This window comes from Dactylosporangium sp. NPDC050588 (genome assembly GCF_040654975.1).
In the GTDB taxonomy this organism is placed as follows: domain Bacteria; phylum Actinomycetota; class Actinomycetes; order Mycobacteriales; family Micromonosporaceae; genus Dactylosporangium; species Dactylosporangium maewongense.
Map to the genome: position 1 here is coordinate 35335 of NZ_JBFAJA010000002.1, position 14793 is coordinate 50127.

At 73.3% G+C, this 14793-nt stretch carries 17 protein-coding genes; 12 read left to right on the forward strand and 5 right to left on the reverse strand.

Annotated elements, in window-relative coordinates:
* The first annotated feature begins 22 nt into the window (after nucleotides 1-22).
* Both AB0I21_RS01370 and AB0I21_RS01375 read left to right on the forward strand, forming a co-directional pair.
* On the forward strand, nucleotides 23-490 hold the full coding sequence (locus AB0I21_RS01370; RefSeq protein ID WP_344503044.1) for a YbaK/EbsC family protein: 468 nt from the start codon (nucleotides 23-25) through the stop codon (nucleotides 488-490).
* A 288-nt stretch (nucleotides 491-778) separates the two neighbouring features.
* Nucleotides 779-1585 (forward strand): C40 family peptidase, encoded by an 807-nt coding sequence (locus AB0I21_RS01375; protein ID WP_360558182.1) that lies wholly within the window; start codon nucleotides 779-781, stop codon nucleotides 1583-1585.
* 47 nt (nucleotides 1586-1632) lie between these two features.
* On the opposite strand, the gene AB0I21_RS01380 is transcribed toward AB0I21_RS01375, so the two are convergent.
* A complete protein-coding gene (locus AB0I21_RS01380; RefSeq protein WP_360558184.1) occupies nucleotides 1633-2073 on the reverse strand; it encodes a cupin domain-containing protein in 441 nt (146 codons plus the stop codon).
* Between the two features lie 76 nt (nucleotides 2074-2149).
* Here AB0I21_RS01380 and AB0I21_RS01385 point away from each other — a divergent pair, with 76 nt between their 5' ends.
* Both AB0I21_RS01385 and AB0I21_RS01390 read left to right on the forward strand, forming a co-directional pair.
* Nucleotides 2150-2563, forward strand: a complete 414-nt coding sequence (locus AB0I21_RS01385; RefSeq protein WP_360558186.1) for a hypothetical protein — start codon at nucleotides 2150-2152, stop codon at nucleotides 2561-2563.
* Between the two features lie 13 nt (nucleotides 2564-2576).
* Nucleotides 2577-3755, forward strand: coding sequence for a hypothetical protein (locus AB0I21_RS01390; RefSeq protein ID WP_360558188.1), 1179 nt, complete (start codon nucleotides 2577-2579; stop codon nucleotides 3753-3755).
* A gap of 10 nt (nucleotides 3756-3765) precedes the next feature.
* Here the strand turns inward: AB0I21_RS01390 and AB0I21_RS01395 are convergent, their stop codons facing one another.
* The 3 genes from AB0I21_RS01395 to AB0I21_RS01405 all read right to left on the reverse strand — a co-directional run bounded on the left by AB0I21_RS01395 (nucleotide 3766) and on the right by AB0I21_RS01405 (nucleotide 7074).
* The gene (locus AB0I21_RS01395) at nucleotides 3766-4131 is read right to left on the reverse strand and encodes a VOC family protein (protein ID WP_360558190.1); all 366 of its coding nucleotides are present in this window, start codon (nucleotides 4129-4131) and stop codon (nucleotides 3766-3768) included.
* A 256-nt stretch (nucleotides 4132-4387) separates the two neighbouring features.
* A complete protein-coding gene (locus AB0I21_RS01400; protein ID WP_360558192.1) occupies nucleotides 4388-4942 on the reverse strand; it encodes a DUF998 domain-containing protein in 555 nt (184 codons plus the stop codon).
* A gap of 17 nt (nucleotides 4943-4959) precedes the next feature.
* A complete protein-coding gene (locus AB0I21_RS01405; protein WP_360558193.1) occupies nucleotides 4960-7074 on the reverse strand; it encodes a ThuA domain-containing protein in 2115 nt (704 codons plus the stop codon).
* A 179-nt stretch (nucleotides 7075-7253) separates the two neighbouring features.
* Between AB0I21_RS01405 and AB0I21_RS01410 the strand changes: the two genes are divergently transcribed.
* From AB0I21_RS01410 to AB0I21_RS01430, 5 genes are read left to right on the forward strand one after another with little or no spacing between them, the layout of a single operon-like run.
* Nucleotides 7254-7721, forward strand: a complete 468-nt coding sequence (locus AB0I21_RS01410; RefSeq protein WP_360558195.1) for a MarR family transcriptional regulator — start codon at nucleotides 7254-7256, stop codon at nucleotides 7719-7721.
* On the forward strand, nucleotides 7699-8115 hold the full coding sequence (locus AB0I21_RS01415) for an organic hydroperoxide resistance protein (protein WP_344503056.1): 417 nt from the start codon (nucleotides 7699-7701) through the stop codon (nucleotides 8113-8115). Before AB0I21_RS01410 ends, AB0I21_RS01415 begins: the two co-directional genes overlap by 23 nt.
* The gene (locus AB0I21_RS01420) at nucleotides 8112-9116 is read left to right on the forward strand and encodes an NADP-dependent oxidoreductase (protein WP_344503057.1); all 1005 of its coding nucleotides are present in this window, start codon (nucleotides 8112-8114) and stop codon (nucleotides 9114-9116) included. The genes AB0I21_RS01415 and AB0I21_RS01420 overlap by 4 nt, the downstream gene beginning before the upstream one ends.
* A complete protein-coding gene (locus AB0I21_RS01425) occupies nucleotides 9113-9523 on the forward strand; it encodes a hypothetical protein (RefSeq protein ID WP_360558197.1) in 411 nt (136 codons plus the stop codon). The genes AB0I21_RS01420 and AB0I21_RS01425 overlap by 4 nt, the downstream gene beginning before the upstream one ends.
* Before the next feature lie 7 nt (nucleotides 9524-9530).
* On the forward strand, nucleotides 9531-10052 hold the full coding sequence (locus tag AB0I21_RS01430; RefSeq protein WP_360558198.1) for a GNAT family N-acetyltransferase: 522 nt from the start codon (nucleotides 9531-9533) through the stop codon (nucleotides 10050-10052).
* Between the two features lie 19 nt (nucleotides 10053-10071).
* On the opposite strand, the gene AB0I21_RS01435 is transcribed toward AB0I21_RS01430, so the two are convergent.
* The gene (locus tag AB0I21_RS01435; RefSeq protein ID WP_360558199.1) at nucleotides 10072-11634 is read right to left on the reverse strand and encodes a hypothetical protein; all 1563 of its coding nucleotides are present in this window, start codon (nucleotides 11632-11634) and stop codon (nucleotides 10072-10074) included.
* Nucleotides 11635-11824: 190 nt separating this feature from the next.
* Between AB0I21_RS01435 and AB0I21_RS01440 the strand changes: the two genes are divergently transcribed.
* The 3 genes from AB0I21_RS01440 to AB0I21_RS01450 all read left to right on the forward strand — a co-directional run bounded on the left by AB0I21_RS01440 (nucleotide 11825) and on the right by AB0I21_RS01450 (nucleotide 14686).
* A complete protein-coding gene (locus tag AB0I21_RS01440) occupies nucleotides 11825-12367 on the forward strand; it encodes a hypothetical protein (protein WP_360558200.1) in 543 nt (180 codons plus the stop codon).
* 106 nt (nucleotides 12368-12473) lie between these two features.
* On the forward strand, nucleotides 12474-13460 hold the full coding sequence (locus AB0I21_RS01445; protein ID WP_360558202.1) for a hypothetical protein: 987 nt from the start codon (nucleotides 12474-12476) through the stop codon (nucleotides 13458-13460).
* A 38-nt stretch (nucleotides 13461-13498) separates the two neighbouring features.
* Nucleotides 13499-14686, forward strand: a complete 1188-nt coding sequence (locus AB0I21_RS01450) for an MFS transporter (protein WP_360558203.1) — start codon at nucleotides 13499-13501, stop codon at nucleotides 14684-14686.
* Nucleotides 14687-14793: the final 107 nt, after the last annotated feature.

Consider the following 14793-nt stretch of genomic DNA (forward strand, 5'->3'; position numbering starts at 1 on the left):
CTCCGGCGGTACCGTGGCGAGCATGGCCGAGAATCCAGCCGTCGCGGCGGCAGAGGCGAGCGGGATCGCGTTCCGGATCGTCGAGCACGGTCCGGTGCGCAGCCTCGCCGAGGCCGCCGCGGCGCGCGGGGTCGAGGTGCCGGACGTCGTGAAGACGATCGTGGTGCGGGTCGGCGACGGGGACTACCGGTTCGTGCTGGTGCCCGGCGACCGGGTCATCTCGTGGCCGAAGCTGCGCGCCCTCCTCGGCGTCAACCGGCTGTCGATGCCGGACGCCGCGACCGCCCGCGACGCGACCGGTTACGAGCGCGGGACGATCACGCCGTTCGGCTCGTCGACGGCCTGGCCGGTGGTCGCCGACGAGCGGATCCTCGGACGGGAGATCACGCTCGGCGCCGGCCGGCACGGCGTGGCGCTCGCCGTCGACGCCGGTGCCGCGATCGAGGCGCTGGGGGCGGCGGTCGCCGACGTGTCCGAGCCGGAAGCCTGATCGATTCGCGCTTTTCCCCGTCGGTACGAGTGGAAATGCGCGCGCCAATGGCAATTTGCGCAAAATGCCAGACTTGTTCGTGATCTGTGGGAATGTGGCACTGGCAACCATCATTGCCCGGGTTTCCGGCACACGCGTCCCGGCGGTTCCGACCGCTGGGAGGCACCGCCCGACCGTGACGACTCCGTGACGGCAGGGCAGCCGGAGAGCGCAGGAGAGCCCCGGGCCGAGCGGGGAGTCGCACTGTCCACACATCCGTTACGCCGTCCCCGCAGGACGGCACGCACGTTGCGCATCAACCTCGGCACCGCGCTCTGCGTGGTGCTGTGCGGGGTGGCCGGGAGCGCGCCGGCCCACGGCGCCCCAGCCGACACGTCGCCGGCCGCACGGATCAGCACGACGACGCCACCGGTCGGCGTCAGGTCCGTCTGGTACTACGAGGGCGGCACGACCGATGCCCGCGCCGAGCTCCGCGAGGTGCGCGCCGCGAGCCGGGACGCCCAGCGAGCGCGGCTCGCCCAGCAGGCCGCCGCGGCGCAGGCCGCCGCTGACGCCGCCGCGGAGGCTTCCGCGACGGCGCGGGCCGAGGCGGTGACCGTCGCGGGGGCGGTCACCCGGCAGCGGCCGGCCAGCCGGAGCCGGCCGGCACCGCGGACCCGGGCTTCGACCGCGCCGCGCACCGGACCGGGCCGGCAGCGCCCACCGGTCACCCGTCGCGCCCCGAGGACGTGGGCGCCCCCGCCCCCCACCTGGACGCCGGCGGCCGGCGGCGGGGTGGTCGGGTTCGCGCTCGCCCAGGTCGGCAAGGGCTACGGGTTCGGGTCGGCCGGCCCCGACCGGTTCGACTGCTCGGGCCTCGTCGCCGCCGCGTTCCAGCGGATCGGCATCTCGCTGCCGCACCAGACCGGAGGGCTCGCCAGGGTCGGCCGGCCGGTCGGGCGCGGCGAGCTGCGCCCCGGCGACCTGGTGTTCCCGGCCTCCGGGCACGTCGGCATCTACGTCGGCGGCGGCCGGATGGTGCACGCCTCCACCGAACGCGGCGGCGTGAAGCTCTCGCCGATCTACGCGTTCAGCTTCGCCCGCCGGGTCGCCTGACGCCGGGACGGTCCACATCGGACACCATCACAGTCCGATGTGGACCGTCAGGCCTTGTCGTGCAGGCGGAAGTCGGCGAAGTCGAAGCCCGGGGCGACGACGCAGCTGACCAGGACCGGCTCGGTGCCGGTCGGGACGGCGGCCTGCCAGACGCCGGCGGGGATCAGCACCTGCGGGCGCTGCCCCGCCGCGACGTCCCCGCCCAGGAGCGTGGTCGGGCCCTCGCCGGGCGCTTCGCCGGAGCCGCCGAGGCGCAGCGCGAGGGGGCCGCCCGAGTGCCAGAACCACAGCTCGTCGGAGCGGACCACGTGCCACGCCGACTCCTCGCCCGGGTGCAGCAGGAAGTAGATCGCGGTCGCCGCGTTGCGCGGCCCGTCGTACCCCTCCGGCGAGAACGCCACCGGCGAGCGCCAGGTCTCCCGGAACCAGCCGCCCTCGGGGTGCGGCGCCATGTCCAGCAGCTCCGCCAGTCGTGGTCGCGTCGTCATTTCGCCACCGTAGCGGGCCTGCGGTCCGCCCGAACGTCCGGTGCGCCGGCGCGCCCCGCTTTGCGATGCTGATCGCATGCTGCTGGAAGGACCCGGCGGTGTCGCCGTCGCGCTCAGCGTGGCGGACCGCACCGGCGAGCTGCTCGTCGTCGAGGGGGTCGTCGACGCCGGCGACGGGCGGGCGTGGACCTTCCGCGACGCCTGCCTGACCGAGGCGGAGGCGGCGGCGCTCGGCCAGTGGCTCCTGCGGGCCGCGAAGGGGCGGCTGGAGCTGCCGGACCGGCTGGCGTTCGCGGCGCCGGACCTGACCTTCACGCTCGAGGAGCACGACCACCTCCAGCCGCGGGTCACGGTCGGGTTCTCCCTGGCCGCGGCGCCGCCCTGGCTCGGCGAGGAGCGGATGCGCACCTACGACTACCCGATCACGCTCGACCTCGACCCGCAGGCCCTGGAGGCCGCCGCCGTGGACTGGGAGCGCGGACTCGGCTGAGTAGGATCGCCGGATGCGACGACGCGCCCTGGCAGCGGCACTGACGACGGTCGTTCTCGCCCTCGCCGGGTGCGGCGGGTCGCCCCGCGATGTCGCCGCTCCCGCTTCGCCCGTGCCTTCCTCCCCGGTCGCGGCGGCATCGTCGGTACCGGCGACGTCAAGCGCACCCGGCAGCACCTCCGCCGCGCCGCCGTCCCCGCAGGCGAACGGCAACCCGAACGGCCGGGCCGCCGTGCCGGCCGAGGCCCGCGCCGCCGACACGTCGAAACCCACCCGTGTCATCGGCAACGGCACCCCCGCGAGCTGCACGTCCGAGGCGGTCGTGTCGGCGGTCGGCGCCGGCGGAGTCATCACGTTCAACTGCGGCCCGCAGCCCGTCACCATCACGATGAAGGCCACCGCGAAGATCAAGAACGTGCAGGGCGCGAAGATCGTGCTCGACGGCGGCGGCAAGGTCACCCTCAGCGGCGAGGGCAAGCGGCGCATCCTCTACATGAACACGTGCGACAAGAACCAGGGCTGGACCACCTCGCACTGCCAGGACCAGGACCACCCGTCGCTGACCGTGCAGAACCTGACCTTCGCCGACGGCAACTCCACCGGCGACACCACGGAGGGCGGCGGAGGCGGCGCGATCTTCGTCCGCGGCGGCCGGTTCAAGGTCGTCAACGCCCGCTTCGTCCGCAACCGCTGCGACCAGACCGGCCCGGACCTCGGCGGCGCCGCGATCCGGGTGCTCAGCCAGTACCACAACCAGCCCGTCTACATCGTGAGCAGCACCTTCGGCGGCGCCGCCGGCCAGGGCGGCGTCTGCGCGAACGGCGGCGCCCTGAGCAGCATCGGCGTGTCCTGGGTCGTCCTCAACAGCGTCCTGTCCTACAACTCCGCCGTCGGCAAGGGCGCCAACCCCGCCCGCCCCGGCACCCCCGGCGGCGGCAGCGGCGGCGCCATCTACTGCGACGGCAACCAGTTCACCGTCCGCCTCGCCGGCACCCTCGTCGAGCAGAACAAGGCCAACGAGGGCGGCGGCGCCGTCTTCTTCGTCAGCAACGACCGCTCCGGCACCATGTCCATCGAGAGCTCCACGCTGCGCAAGAACCCGAGCGCCGGCTTCGAGACGCAGGGCTTCCCCGGCATCTACTTCCTCGGCGCCCGCCCCCCGTCGGTCTCGTCCTCGACCCTGACCCGCTGACCGTCGCGCGCTACGACCGCAGGCAGGCGCAGAACGGGTGCCCCGCCGGGTCGACGAGCACCAGGTACCGCTCCGGCGCCGGCTGGAACTCGGCCCTGGTGGCCCCGAGCTTCACCGCCCGCTCCTCGGCGTCCGCGAGATCGTCGACGTAGAAGTCCAGGTGGAACTGCTTCGGCACCGGCCCCTCGGGCCACGTCGGCTTCTCGTAGCTCCCGATCTGCCCGAACCCGATCGACGTCTTCCCGTCACTGACCATCGCGTACTCCGCCTGCGTGTGCGTCACCTCCCACCCGAGCATCTCGCTGTAGAACTCCGCCAGCACCGGCGGCTCGGCACAATCGATGTTCACCATGATGAGCGTGGCAAATCCAGTCATGCCCCCATCCTGGCCCCCATTCCTGCCACCCCATGTCAGGTTCCCCAAGACTTCGCCGAAGTGGTCAGGGATCAGTGCGCAGCCGAGGAGGAAGGGCTCGTCCAGCAGCTCCTGGCGCTCCTCGCCCAACATTCTCGATGTCGTGATTCGCCGCCAGGAAGGCTGACGAGCGTAGGGAGCACGCGCACACAGCGGGACAGGTTCGGCCACACCATGGCACCGGTCTACATGATCGCGGAGAAGGCCGCCGACCTGATCACCGCCGGACGGTGAGCCGGCGCAGGAGGAGCACGGCCGCGAGCGGCCAGAGTGCCTGAGCGCCCGCGGCCAGGCGTTCGGCGAGTCCTACCAGTACACCCGTGGCGAGCGCGATCGAGAACAGCACGACGAGCGTGACCAGCACCCCGGTGGCCACCCGCGCGAGCGGGACGCGGCTCAGGGCCGGCCAGATGGCCAGGCAGGCGAACGCGATGGTCGCCGCCGCCTGATGCGCGCCCGACGAGCCGGCCCGGGGCAGCGGGAACGCGGCCACCAGGACCGTGGCGACCCCGCCCGCGGCGAGCATGACCCGGGCCTGCGTGGCGACGGGGCGCAGGCCGTGGGCGGTGACGACGTGGCAGATCCCGACCCCGAGCAGCGCCACCGTCATCACCCACCGGTCGGTGGCGCCGAGGCCGGCCAGGGCGCTGATCGTGTCGCGGAGCGGGTCGAAGGATGGCTGGAGCGCCGCGGCGACGCTCCAGCCGCCGATGAGCAGGACCGGTGCGGTGGCCGAGGAGACCACCGCGGACCACCGCACCGGATCGCGCATCTTCGAAGTATGGCGGGTCAGGAGCCGAAGGCCTCCAGCTCCCACAGCGAGTAGCCCCACTGCGTGCCGCGCTGGGTGCCGTTGACCCGCAGGTAGCGGCCGGAGCCGTTGACGGTCACGTCGTCGATGCCGCCGTCGCCGGTCGTCGTGGTGTAGATGTTCGTCCAGGTGTTGCCGTCCGGCGAGGTCTGGATCTGGTACGCCTTGCCGTACGCCGTCTCCCAGTTGAGCCGCACCCGCGTGATCGTGCGGGTGGCGCCGAGGTCGAGCCGGATCCACTGCGGGTCGCTGTAGGCGCTGCCCCAGCGGGTCGCGGTGTTGCCGTCGACGGCGTTGGCGCCGGCGTGCGGGCTGCCGGACTCGACGGACGACACCGTCACCGGGCAGTTGCGGCACAGCGACTGCGGACCGGTGCCGGCCGGCGTGCCGTACACGCTGAGATCCCAGATCGAGTAGCCCCACTGCGTGCCGCGCTGGGTCTGGTTCACCCGGACGTAGCGGCCCGTGCCGGTGAGGGTGACGTCGTCCACGCCGCCGTCGCCGGTGATCGTGGTGTAGACGTTGGTCCAGGTGGACCCGTCCGGCGAGGTCTGGATCTGGTACGCCTTCGCGTAGGCGGCCTCCCAGTTGATCCGGACCCGGTTGAGGTTGTACGAGGCGCCGAGGTCGACCTGCAGCCACTGCGGGTCGGCGTGGACGCTGCCCCAGCGGGTCGTGCTGTTGCCGTCGACCGCGTTCGCCGCGACGAGCGTGCTGTTGGGCTCGACCGACGACGCGGTCGCGGTCTTGCCGCGGGCGATGTCGGTGGCCGGCTGGCTGCCGTCGGTCTTGATGCGGATGTTGCGGTAGAAGATGTCGGCGCCGGCGCCGTCGTTCTGCACGCCGATGTAGCCGGACTGGATCGCCCGGGTGCTCGTGTAGTCGTTGATCTTCACGCCGTTGAGCCAGATCTCGACCCGCTGGCCGTGCACGCCGACCTCGTAGGTGTTCCACTGCCCGGGCGGGTTGAGGGCGGCGGCGCGCAGGGCGGCGTCGGGGGCCTTGAAGCTGTACACGCTGCCGGTGGTGCGGGACGGGTCGGCGTCGGTGGCGTCGATCTGGATCTCGTGGCCGGCGTTCACGGGGCCCCACGGGTCACCGTTAGGGTCGGGGAAGCCGATGAAGACGCCGCCGTTGTCGTCGCCGGGCATCTGCCAGTCGACCTTCAGCGAGTAGTTGGAGAACTGGCTCATCGGATACCAGAGCAGCCCCATGCCGCCGAACGAGGTGAGCGTGCCGTCGGCGAGCGTGAACCCGCCGGGGCCGGCCTGCCGCCACTGGTTGAGGCTCGCCTGGCTGCCGTCGAACAGCGCCTGGTAGCCGGTCTCGGGGCGGCAGTCCGCCTGGACCTGCCCCGCGGCCCACTTGATGCCGCCGAGGAGGTGGGTGGTGAAGTTCGCCTCGGTGTAGGACGCCTCGGTGTGGCCGAGTCCGGTGTACCAGCTACGGCCGCCGTCGAACTGCTTGCACCACGAGATGGGGTGGTCGCCGGCCATCGACCCGCCGCTGTAGCTGCCCTCGTCGAGGCTCATGAGGACCTTGGCGGTGCTGCGGGGGTTGGTCTGGTAGTTGTACCACTCGTCGGTGCGGGTCCAGGTCTGCGGCAGGTGCGCGGTCGCCGGGTTCGCGCGGTCCTCGACCCTGATCGTCGCCTGCTGCTGCGCCGGGTGCGAGGCGAACCAGGCGCCGACGAGGTTGCCGTACCAGGGCCAGGCGTACTCGGTGTCGGCCGCGGCGTGCACGCCGACGTAGCCGCCGCCGGCGCGGATGTAGGACTCGAACGCGGCCTGCTGGGTGGCGTCGAGCACGTCACCGGTGGTCGACAGCCACACGACCGCCTTGTACTGGGCCAGGTTCGCGGTCGTGAACGCGGCGGCGTCCTCGGTCGCGTCGACGGCGAAGTTGTTCGCGCCGCCGAGGGCCTGGACGGCGGCGATGCCGTTGGGGATCGAGCTGTGGCGGAAGCCTGCCGTCTTGGAGAAGACGAGGACCTTGTACGCCGGGGCGGCGGACGCGGGGGTGGCCGCACCACCCGCGGCGAGGAGGGCCGCGACGGCGGCGGCCGCGATCAGTTTCCGAACAGGTATACGCACAGGACGTGCTCCTTCCGGATGGATCGCGGGCCTGTGCGGGACCGTCGCGATCGCGGGGAGGGAGGAGCGCGCCGAACGCACCTTCCGTTGCTTCTGCCAGAACTTTGCCCCGGATAAACAAAAGTGTCAATGGGTCACTCAAGTCGTGCACGACTTAATCGCGTGCTACCGTTCTGGACGTGAGGGATGTTCTGGCACTCGACCAGCAGGTCTGCTTCGCGCTGTACACGGCCTCGCGGGCCGTCACCGCGCGATACCGGCCGCTGCTCGACGAGCTGGGCATCACGTACCCGCAGTACCTGGTCCTACTCGTGCTCTGGGAGCAGGACCAGCGGACCGTCAAGGAGATCGGCGCCGCCCTGCGGCTCGACTCCAGCACCCTGTCGCCGCTGCTCAAGCGCCTGGAGGCGGCCGGCCTCGTCACGCGGGCGCGGCGCGCCGACGACGAGCGGTCCGTCACCATCCAGCTCACCGCGGCCGGCACCGCGCTGCGCGAGCGGGCCCGGGACGTCCCGGGCAGGCTCGTCTGCGAGGGCGGGCTCGGCATCGACGAGCTCGACGAGCTCCGCGAAACCCTGGTGCGCCTCACCGGCGCGCTCACCGACCTGCAAGGAGGCCCTCCTGATGGCAGTCCTGTACACCGCTGAGGTCACCGCCACCGGCGACGGCCGCGACGGCCACGTCACCAGCACCGACGGCATCATCGACGTGGACGTCGCGGTGCCGAAGGAGATGGGCGGCGCCGGCGGCGCGACCAACCCCGAGCAGCTGTTCGCGGCCGGCTATGCGGCCTGCTTCCACAGCGCGCTGCGGGTCGTCGCCCGCCGCGCCAAGGCGTCCGTCGACGGCAGCGAGGTCAACGCCCGGGTCGGCATCGGACCCAACGGCAACGGCGGCTTCGGGCTCGACGTCACCCTCACCGTCACCCTGCCCGGCGTCGAGCGGGACGCCGCGTGGCAGCTGGTCGAGGCGGCGCACCAGGTCTGCCCGTATTCCAACGCGACCCGCGGCAACATCGACGTCAAGCTGGAGCTCGCATGACGACCAGCAGCAAGGTGTGGCAGCTCGCCGCCCGGCCGACCGGCTTCCCGACGCCCGAGGACTTCCGCCTCGTCACGGAGGAGCTGCCCGCGCCCGGTCCCGGCCAGGTGCTCGTGCGCAACGACGTGATGTCGGTCGACCCCGCGATGCGCGGCCGGATGAACGACGTGCCGTCCTACGTGGCACCGTTCCAGGTCGACGCGGCCCTCGACGGCGGCGCGGTCGGCACCGTCATCGCCTCGGAGAGCCCGGACGTCGCCGTCGGCGACAGCGTGCTGCACGGGCTCGGCTGGCGGGAGCACGCGCTGCTCGACGCGAAGCACACGCGGGTCGTGGACACCGCGATCGCGCCCGCCTCGGCGTACCTGGGCGTGCTCGGCATGCCGGGGCTCACGGCGTACGCCGGACTCCTCGACGTCGCGAGGATGCGGCCCGACGAGACGGTCTTCGTCTCCGGCGCCGCGGGGGCCGTCGGCACGCTGGTCGGGCAGATCGCGCGGCTGCGGGGCGCGCGGCTGGTGATCGGGTCCGCGGGGTCGGCGGAGAAGGTGCGCTACCTCGTCGACGACCTCGGCTTCGACGCCGCGTTCAACTACAAGGACGGCTCGATCCGCACCCAGCTGAAGCAGCTGACGCCCGACGGCATCGACGTCTTCTTCGACAACGTCGGCGGCGAGCAGCTGGAGGCGGCGCTCTTCCGGATGAACCTGCACGGCCGGGTCGCGATCTGCGGCGCGATCTCGCAGTACAACAACCCCGACGCGACCGGCATCCGCAACCTGACGCTGCTGATCAGCAAGCGGATCACCATGCAGGGGTTCCTGGTGCTGGACCACTGGGGGCGGCGGCAGGAGTTCGTCGACGAGATGTCCGGCTGGCTGCGCGAGGGCAAGGTCAAGGTCGCGGAGACGTTCGTCGACGGGATCGACCACGCCGTCGACGGGTTCCTCGGCATGCTCCGCGGCGAGAACCTGGGCAAGATGATCGTCCGGCTCACGTGAGCCGGCCTTTGGTCGCGGCACTGGGGCACGGCCGGCGGGCGCGACGGTCCGCGTACGCGCTCGCCGGGCTCCTTGCCGCGGCCGGGGTCACGCACCTGGTGAATCCGGAGCCCTACGACCGGATCGTGCCGCGGTCGCTGCCCGGGTCGCCGCGGACCTACACGTCCGTGAGCGGGGTCGCGGAGCTCGCGCTCGCGGCCGGGCTCGTCCACCCGCGCACCCGCCGGGCGGCCGGGCTCGCCGCCGCCGGCTTCTTCGCGGCGGTGTTCCCGGCCAACGTGAAGATGGCGGTCGACTGGCGCAAGGCGCCGCCGGCCCGCCGTGCGATCGCCTACGGCCGGCTGCCGCTGCAGGTGCCGCTGGTCCTGTGGGGGTTGAAGGTGGCCCGGGAATCGCGTACTCAGTAGCAGGGTGATGACAACCGCACGGCTGGTGCTGCGCCGCTGGCGCGACGAGGACCGGGTGCCGTTCGCGGCGCTCAACGCCGACCCCGAGGTCATGCGGTTCTTCCCGCGGCCGCTGACCCGGGCCGAGAGCGACGAGTTCGCCGACCGGATCGAGGCCGCGTTCGACGAGCACGGCTACGGGTTGTGGGCCGTCGACGCGGCCGGCACCTTCATCGGGTTCGTCGGGCTGGCGTGGCAGCGGTTCCCGGCGCACTTCACGCCGGCGTTGGAGATCGGCTGGCGGCTGGCCCGGCACGCCTGGGGGCAGGGCTACGCGACGGAGGCGGCCGTCGCGGCGCGCGACTACGCGTTCGGTGAGGCCGGCATGGACGAGATCGTGTCCATCACCACCCGGACCAACGAGCCCTCGCAGGCGGTGATGCGGCGGATCGGGATGACCCGCGACCCGGCGGACGACTTCCTGCACCCGAGCCTGGCGCCGGACCACCCGCTGGCCCCGCACGTGCTGCACCGGCTGCGGCGGGCTTAGCGGCACGGCTGCGGCGGGCTTAGCGGTACAGGCGCAGGTGCAGCTGGAAGGCGACCTCGGTGAACCGGATCGTCGGCGGGCGCAGGGCCAGCAGCTGGCGCTCCAGGACCACCTGCAGCTCGCGCGGCGGCGCCTCCGGCCGGGCCATGATCCGCACGCCGACCGGCCGCGACGGGCCCAGGCGGAACTCGACCATGAGCTCCTCGGTGCCGTGCCGGACCCCGGTGAACGCGCGGTCGACGATGCCCCTCGCCCGGTCGATGAAGTCGCCGAGCTCCGCCGCCGTCGTCGCCTGCCGCAGCTGCTCCTCCGGCGTGAGCAGCACGATTTTGCCCCGGTCGACGTGCCGCAGCGTCCGGCCGTCGGCGGTGGCCGGAGCCGCCTCCTCGGCGCGCGGCGGGTGGTAGATGGTGAGCTCGCCGGTGCGGTACCGCTCACCGGCCTTGTGGTCGCCGCCGTCACCGCCTCCGTTGCCTCCGTTGCCTCCGTCGCCTCCGTCGCCTCCATTGCCGGAGGGCCAGTGGCCGCCGGGGCCGGGCCGCACCTCGGCCACCTGACGCGTCGCGGGGCCGGGGCGGGGCGCCAGCCGCAGCGCGAGGGTGCTGACCGCGCCGGCGGGCAGGCCGATCTCGATCGAGCGGCCCGCCTCGACCGCCTGCCGCAGCCGGGCGTACATCGCGCCGGTCAGCAGCACCGCGAAGCCGTCCTCGACCTGGCGGGCGGTCGGCGCGGCGGTGCCGCGGACCAGGAGCAGGAAGTTGCAGCCGATGCGGGTCGAGCGCTCGCCGCCGGGCGCCACGATCGCGGCCGGGCCGCGCTGGCCGGGGGTCCACACGTAGGTCTGCGGGGCGTCGGCGAGGCCGGGCAGGAACGCGCACACGTCGTCGGCCTCGCGCAGCGCCTCCTCGAACGCCTCCAGCTCCTCGTCGGCGCCGCCGATGTAGGAGGTCGGGTCGCCCGCGGTGATCGTCAGCTCGAGCCGGTCGCCGATGTGCACGACCCGCAGGAACGGCAGGTTGTAGGCGGGCGCCTTCGACAGCATCGTCGCGGCCCGGAACTCGGCGTCGTCGACGACCGGGGCGCGGCCGGGGCGGAACCACCACGGGTGCGGGTAGTACCGCTCCTGCGCGCCGAGCAGCGACAGGACCCGTGCGTGGCCGAAGCGCTGCACGACCGCGGTCTCGCCGGCCAGCAGCGGCAGCGCGACCAGCGGCGGGCGCTCGAAGGTCACGGTCGACGGGATGTCCTCGGGGGCGGCGGCGTACACGAACCCGGTGACCCGGCCGTCGATGTCGATGCCGGGCTGGTTGAAGACGCTGACGTCGCCGGCCTCCACGAGCCTGCCCTCGGCGGCGAGCCGGTGGACGGTGCGCGCCATCGACAGCGGGTAGCCGGGGGCGGGCGCCCCGGTGCGGACCACGGCGAACACCATCTCCCGCTGGCCGTGCCGCTCCAGGCCCTCGGTCGTGTAGAGCAGTGCGGGCAGCATGCCGGAAGCCGTGCGGATGCCACCCTCGTCGATGGCGACCGACAGCTGCCGGGGGATGAGGACCTCCCGGCCGACGGGTAACGCGGAGCCCACGGGGCCGATCATCGCATCCGCACGCAACAGTTGACCTTGCGCGAACGGCGGGCGGCGCTCGGCGCCTCAGGAACGTCGCTGGTGGTGAGGGTGGCGCTCCACGGCGTGGGCCGGCAGGGTGGCACTCCACGGCATGGGCCGGCAGGCCGACAGGGTGGCGCTCCGCGGTGTGGGCGGCGACGATGGTGTGATGCGGATGACGTCGGAGCCGCCGGTCGAGTACGTCGCGTTCGTGTCGCGGCACCTGGAGCCGCTGCGGCGCGACGCCGTGCGCGTCGTCGGCGCCGAGGCGGACGCGGATCATCTGTACGGCGACGTCCTCACCGACGTCGCGGCCCGGTGGAGCTGGCTGGAGCTGCAGCGCACCCGGCTCGGGCACGAGGGCGCCGCCGACGACTTCCTCGGCCGGGTCTTCGCCCGCCGGTCCGAGCGCTGGTTCCTCGGCGAGGACGGGGCCGGCGACGACGACCACGAGATCCAGGTGACCGCCTGGCATCCGGACGAGCCCTCGCCGGCGCGCCGCGTGTACGTGAGCAACGCCGTCCGCCTCGCCCCGATGCTCGTGCCGCGGCGCAGGAGCACCGTGTTCGTCGCCGGGCCGGTGTGCGAGGCGGCGATCGCGTGGTGGCACGCCTACGAGACGGTCCGGCGGCGGCGCTTCGCGTACCTCGGATTCGCGGCGATCGCGCTGCTGATGGCCCTGGCGAGCGTCAGCGCACCGCCCCCGGCGTGATCGCGGGGTGACGCTCGCCACGTCCGGCCGCCTCCGCCGCGGGCCGCGCGCGTGGTGTCCTTGATGGATCCTGCTACTGTCCGCCGAGGGCCGGCTTGGGGGTGACATGAGCACGACGACACGCGTCGCGGGACGCTCGACGCGGCGGATGCGCGCGCGACGCCGGATCTCGGCTGCCGCGCTGGCCGTCGCCGTCGGCGCCGGGATGTTCGGCGCGCTCGCCGTCACCGGGCCCGCGCAGGCCGCGCCCGCCGAGGCCGACATCGAGGCCAGGGCCGACGGCAGCGCCCAGGGCAAGGCCGGTGAGAAGGCGAGCGTCGGCTTCGAGGTGGAGAACCACGACGACGCCGACGTGGTGGTCGTCGTGACGATCCGCGCCCCCTCCAACGCCCAGATCGAGTCCGCCAACCCCTGCAAGGTCGTGCCCAACCGCACCGCAGCCACCTGCCAGGGCACCCTCAAGGGCAAGCAGAAGATCAACGGCACGATCCAGCTCGTGCTGCGCACCGGCGGCGACGGCGAGGGCAGCATCGTCGCCCGGATCGCCGCCAACCAGAGGGTCAGCGACCCGAAGCCGGGCAACAACGACGCCAAGTTCAAGGTCAAGGTCACCGGCGCCAGCCCGACCCCGTCGAAGTCCGTGAAGTCCTCGCGCAGCGCCTCTGCCGACCCGGCCGCCACCTCCACCGAGGAGATCGCCCCGCCGGAGGCCGGCAACGGCGCGATCCCGCGCGAAGAGCCGAAGACCACCCCGGTCAAGGACGAGGGCGGCCTGTCGTTCGGCTTCTGGATCGGCGTGGTGGCCATCGTCGCGGCCCTCGGCCTGGTCGGCAGCCTCTTCTACTTCCGCCGCAAGGACCGCCTCGAGCCGGAGACCGGCGTGTTCCAGCTGCCGAATGCCGGCGGCGACAACCCGACCTCGGTGATCCCTCCGTATCAGGGCGGGTCCACCGTCTACGGCTCGCCCGCGGCTCCGCCACCCGGTCCTCCCGGTCCTCCGTTCCCGCCGGGTCCTCCTGGTCCGCCGTCGGGTCCGCCGGCGCCGGGGAACAACGACCAGACCATCCTCATGCGCCGGCCCAACGACCTCTGACCCGTGCCGCTCCCGCCCGGATCGGGCAGGATGGTGCGATGCGCAGCGAGCGGACCTCATCGATGCGATCGGCCGCGCTCGGCACGGCCCTCGTCTTCACCGCGAGCGGCACGCTGCTCGGCACGTGGGTGTCGCGGATCCCGGCGGTCGTCGCCAAGCTCGACGTCACCGCCGGCGAGCTCGGGCGGGCGCTGCTCGCGCTCGGCATCGGCTCGCTGCTGTCGATGCCGCTGACCGGGCACGTCTGCCGGCGGCTGGGCAGCCGCACCTGGGTCGCGTGCATGTCGGTGGCGGCGGCGGTGGTCCTCAGCTGCACGGGGCTGGCGCCCGACCTGGTGTGGCTGTCGGTGGCCCTGTTCGCGCTCGGCATGGTGTACGGCTCGTGGGACGTCGCCATGAACGTGCAGGGCAGCGCCGTCGACCAGCTGGCGGGGCGCGAGTGGATGCCGCGGTACCACGCGTGCTGGAGCCTCGGCTCGATCCTCGGCGCGGCGGCCGGCTCCCTCGCGGCCCGCGGCGGCACCGGGATCGCGCTGCACTTCGCCGTGGCCGCCTGCTGCGCGACCGCCGTGACGTTCGCGGGCCTGCTGCGGTACGTGGACGAGCGCGTCTCCCCCGCCCCTTCCTCTGAGGAGTCCGTTGCGCGGCCGGCCGGCCCGCCGGTCAGGAACCGGGCGCTGCTGCTCATCGGGGCGCTCACGCTGTGCGCCACCGTCATCGAGGGCGCCGCCGGCGACTGGCTGGCGCTGTACCTGCACACGGGGCGCGGGCTGTCGGAGGCGTCGGCCGCGCTCGGCTACTCGGTCTTCGCCACCGCGATGACGGTCGTGCGGTTCGCCGGTACACCTGCCGCGGCGAGACTCGGAAGGGCCGGCGCGGTCCGGGCGGGCGGCCTCCTCGGCATCGCCGGTGTGCTCATCACCGTCCTGTCGCCGTGGGTGCCGCTGACCTACGCCGGCGCGCTGCTGTGGGGCGCCGGGGTGTGCCTGGTGTTCCCGGCCGCCGTGAGCGCCGCCGGCGAGACCGACCGGCCGGCCGAGTCGATCGCGCTCGTCACCACCATCGGCTACGGCTCGATCCTGATCGGCCCGCCGCTGATCGGCGCGCTCGCCGACGTGGTCGGCATGGGCCGGGCGCTGCTGACCCTGGCGGTGCTGGCCGCCGGCGTCGCCGCCCTCGCCCCAGCCGTCCGGCCGTCACCCGACCGCACACCAGTCACCCGATAGCCCCTCCCCGCGGGGCCGGACAGCGCGACGCGGGCCGGACAGCGCGACGCGGGCCGGACAGCGCGACGCGGGCCGGACAGCGCGACGCGGGGCCAGACAGCGCGACG

Bases quoted from the DNA above. Each gene is read 5' to 3' on its own strand.
- AB0I21_RS01380 (WP_360558184.1), bottom strand. From the start codon at position 2,073: ATGACGACGCGACCACGACTGGCGGAGCTGCTGGACATGGCGCCGCAC.
- AB0I21_RS01430 (WP_360558198.1), top strand. From the start codon at position 9,531: ATGACAACCGCACGGCTGGTGCTGCGCCGCTGGCGCGACGAGGACCGG.
- AB0I21_RS01385 (WP_360558186.1), top strand. From the start codon at position 2,150: ATGCTGCTGGAAGGACCCGGCGGTGTCGCCGTCGCGCTCAGCGTGGCG.
- AB0I21_RS01395 (WP_360558190.1), bottom strand. From the start codon at position 4,131: ATGACTGGATTTGCCACGCTCATCATGGTGAACATCGATTGTGCCGAG.
- AB0I21_RS01420 (WP_344503057.1), top strand. From the start codon at position 8,112: ATGACGACCAGCAGCAAGGTGTGGCAGCTCGCCGCCCGGCCGACCGGC.
- AB0I21_RS01390 (WP_360558188.1), top strand. From the start codon at position 2,577: ATGCGACGACGCGCCCTGGCAGCGGCACTGACGACGGTCGTTCTCGCC.
- AB0I21_RS01450 (WP_360558203.1), top strand. From the start codon at position 13,499: ATGCGCAGCGAGCGGACCTCATCGATGCGATCGGCCGCGCTCGGCACG.
- AB0I21_RS01445 (WP_360558202.1), top strand. From the start codon at position 12,474: ATGAGCACGACGACACGCGTCGCGGGACGCTCGACGCGGCGGATGCGC.
- AB0I21_RS01400 (WP_360558192.1), bottom strand. From the start codon at position 4,942: ATGCGCGATCCGGTGCGGTGGTCCGCGGTGGTCTCCTCGGCCACCGCA.
- AB0I21_RS01440 (WP_360558200.1), top strand. From the start codon at position 11,825: ATGCGGATGACGTCGGAGCCGCCGGTCGAGTACGTCGCGTTCGTGTCG.
- AB0I21_RS01415 (WP_344503056.1), top strand. From the start codon at position 7,699: ATGGCAGTCCTGTACACCGCTGAGGTCACCGCCACCGGCGACGGCCGC.
- AB0I21_RS01370 (WP_344503044.1), top strand. From the start codon at position 23: ATGGCCGAGAATCCAGCCGTCGCGGCGGCAGAGGCGAGCGGGATCGCG.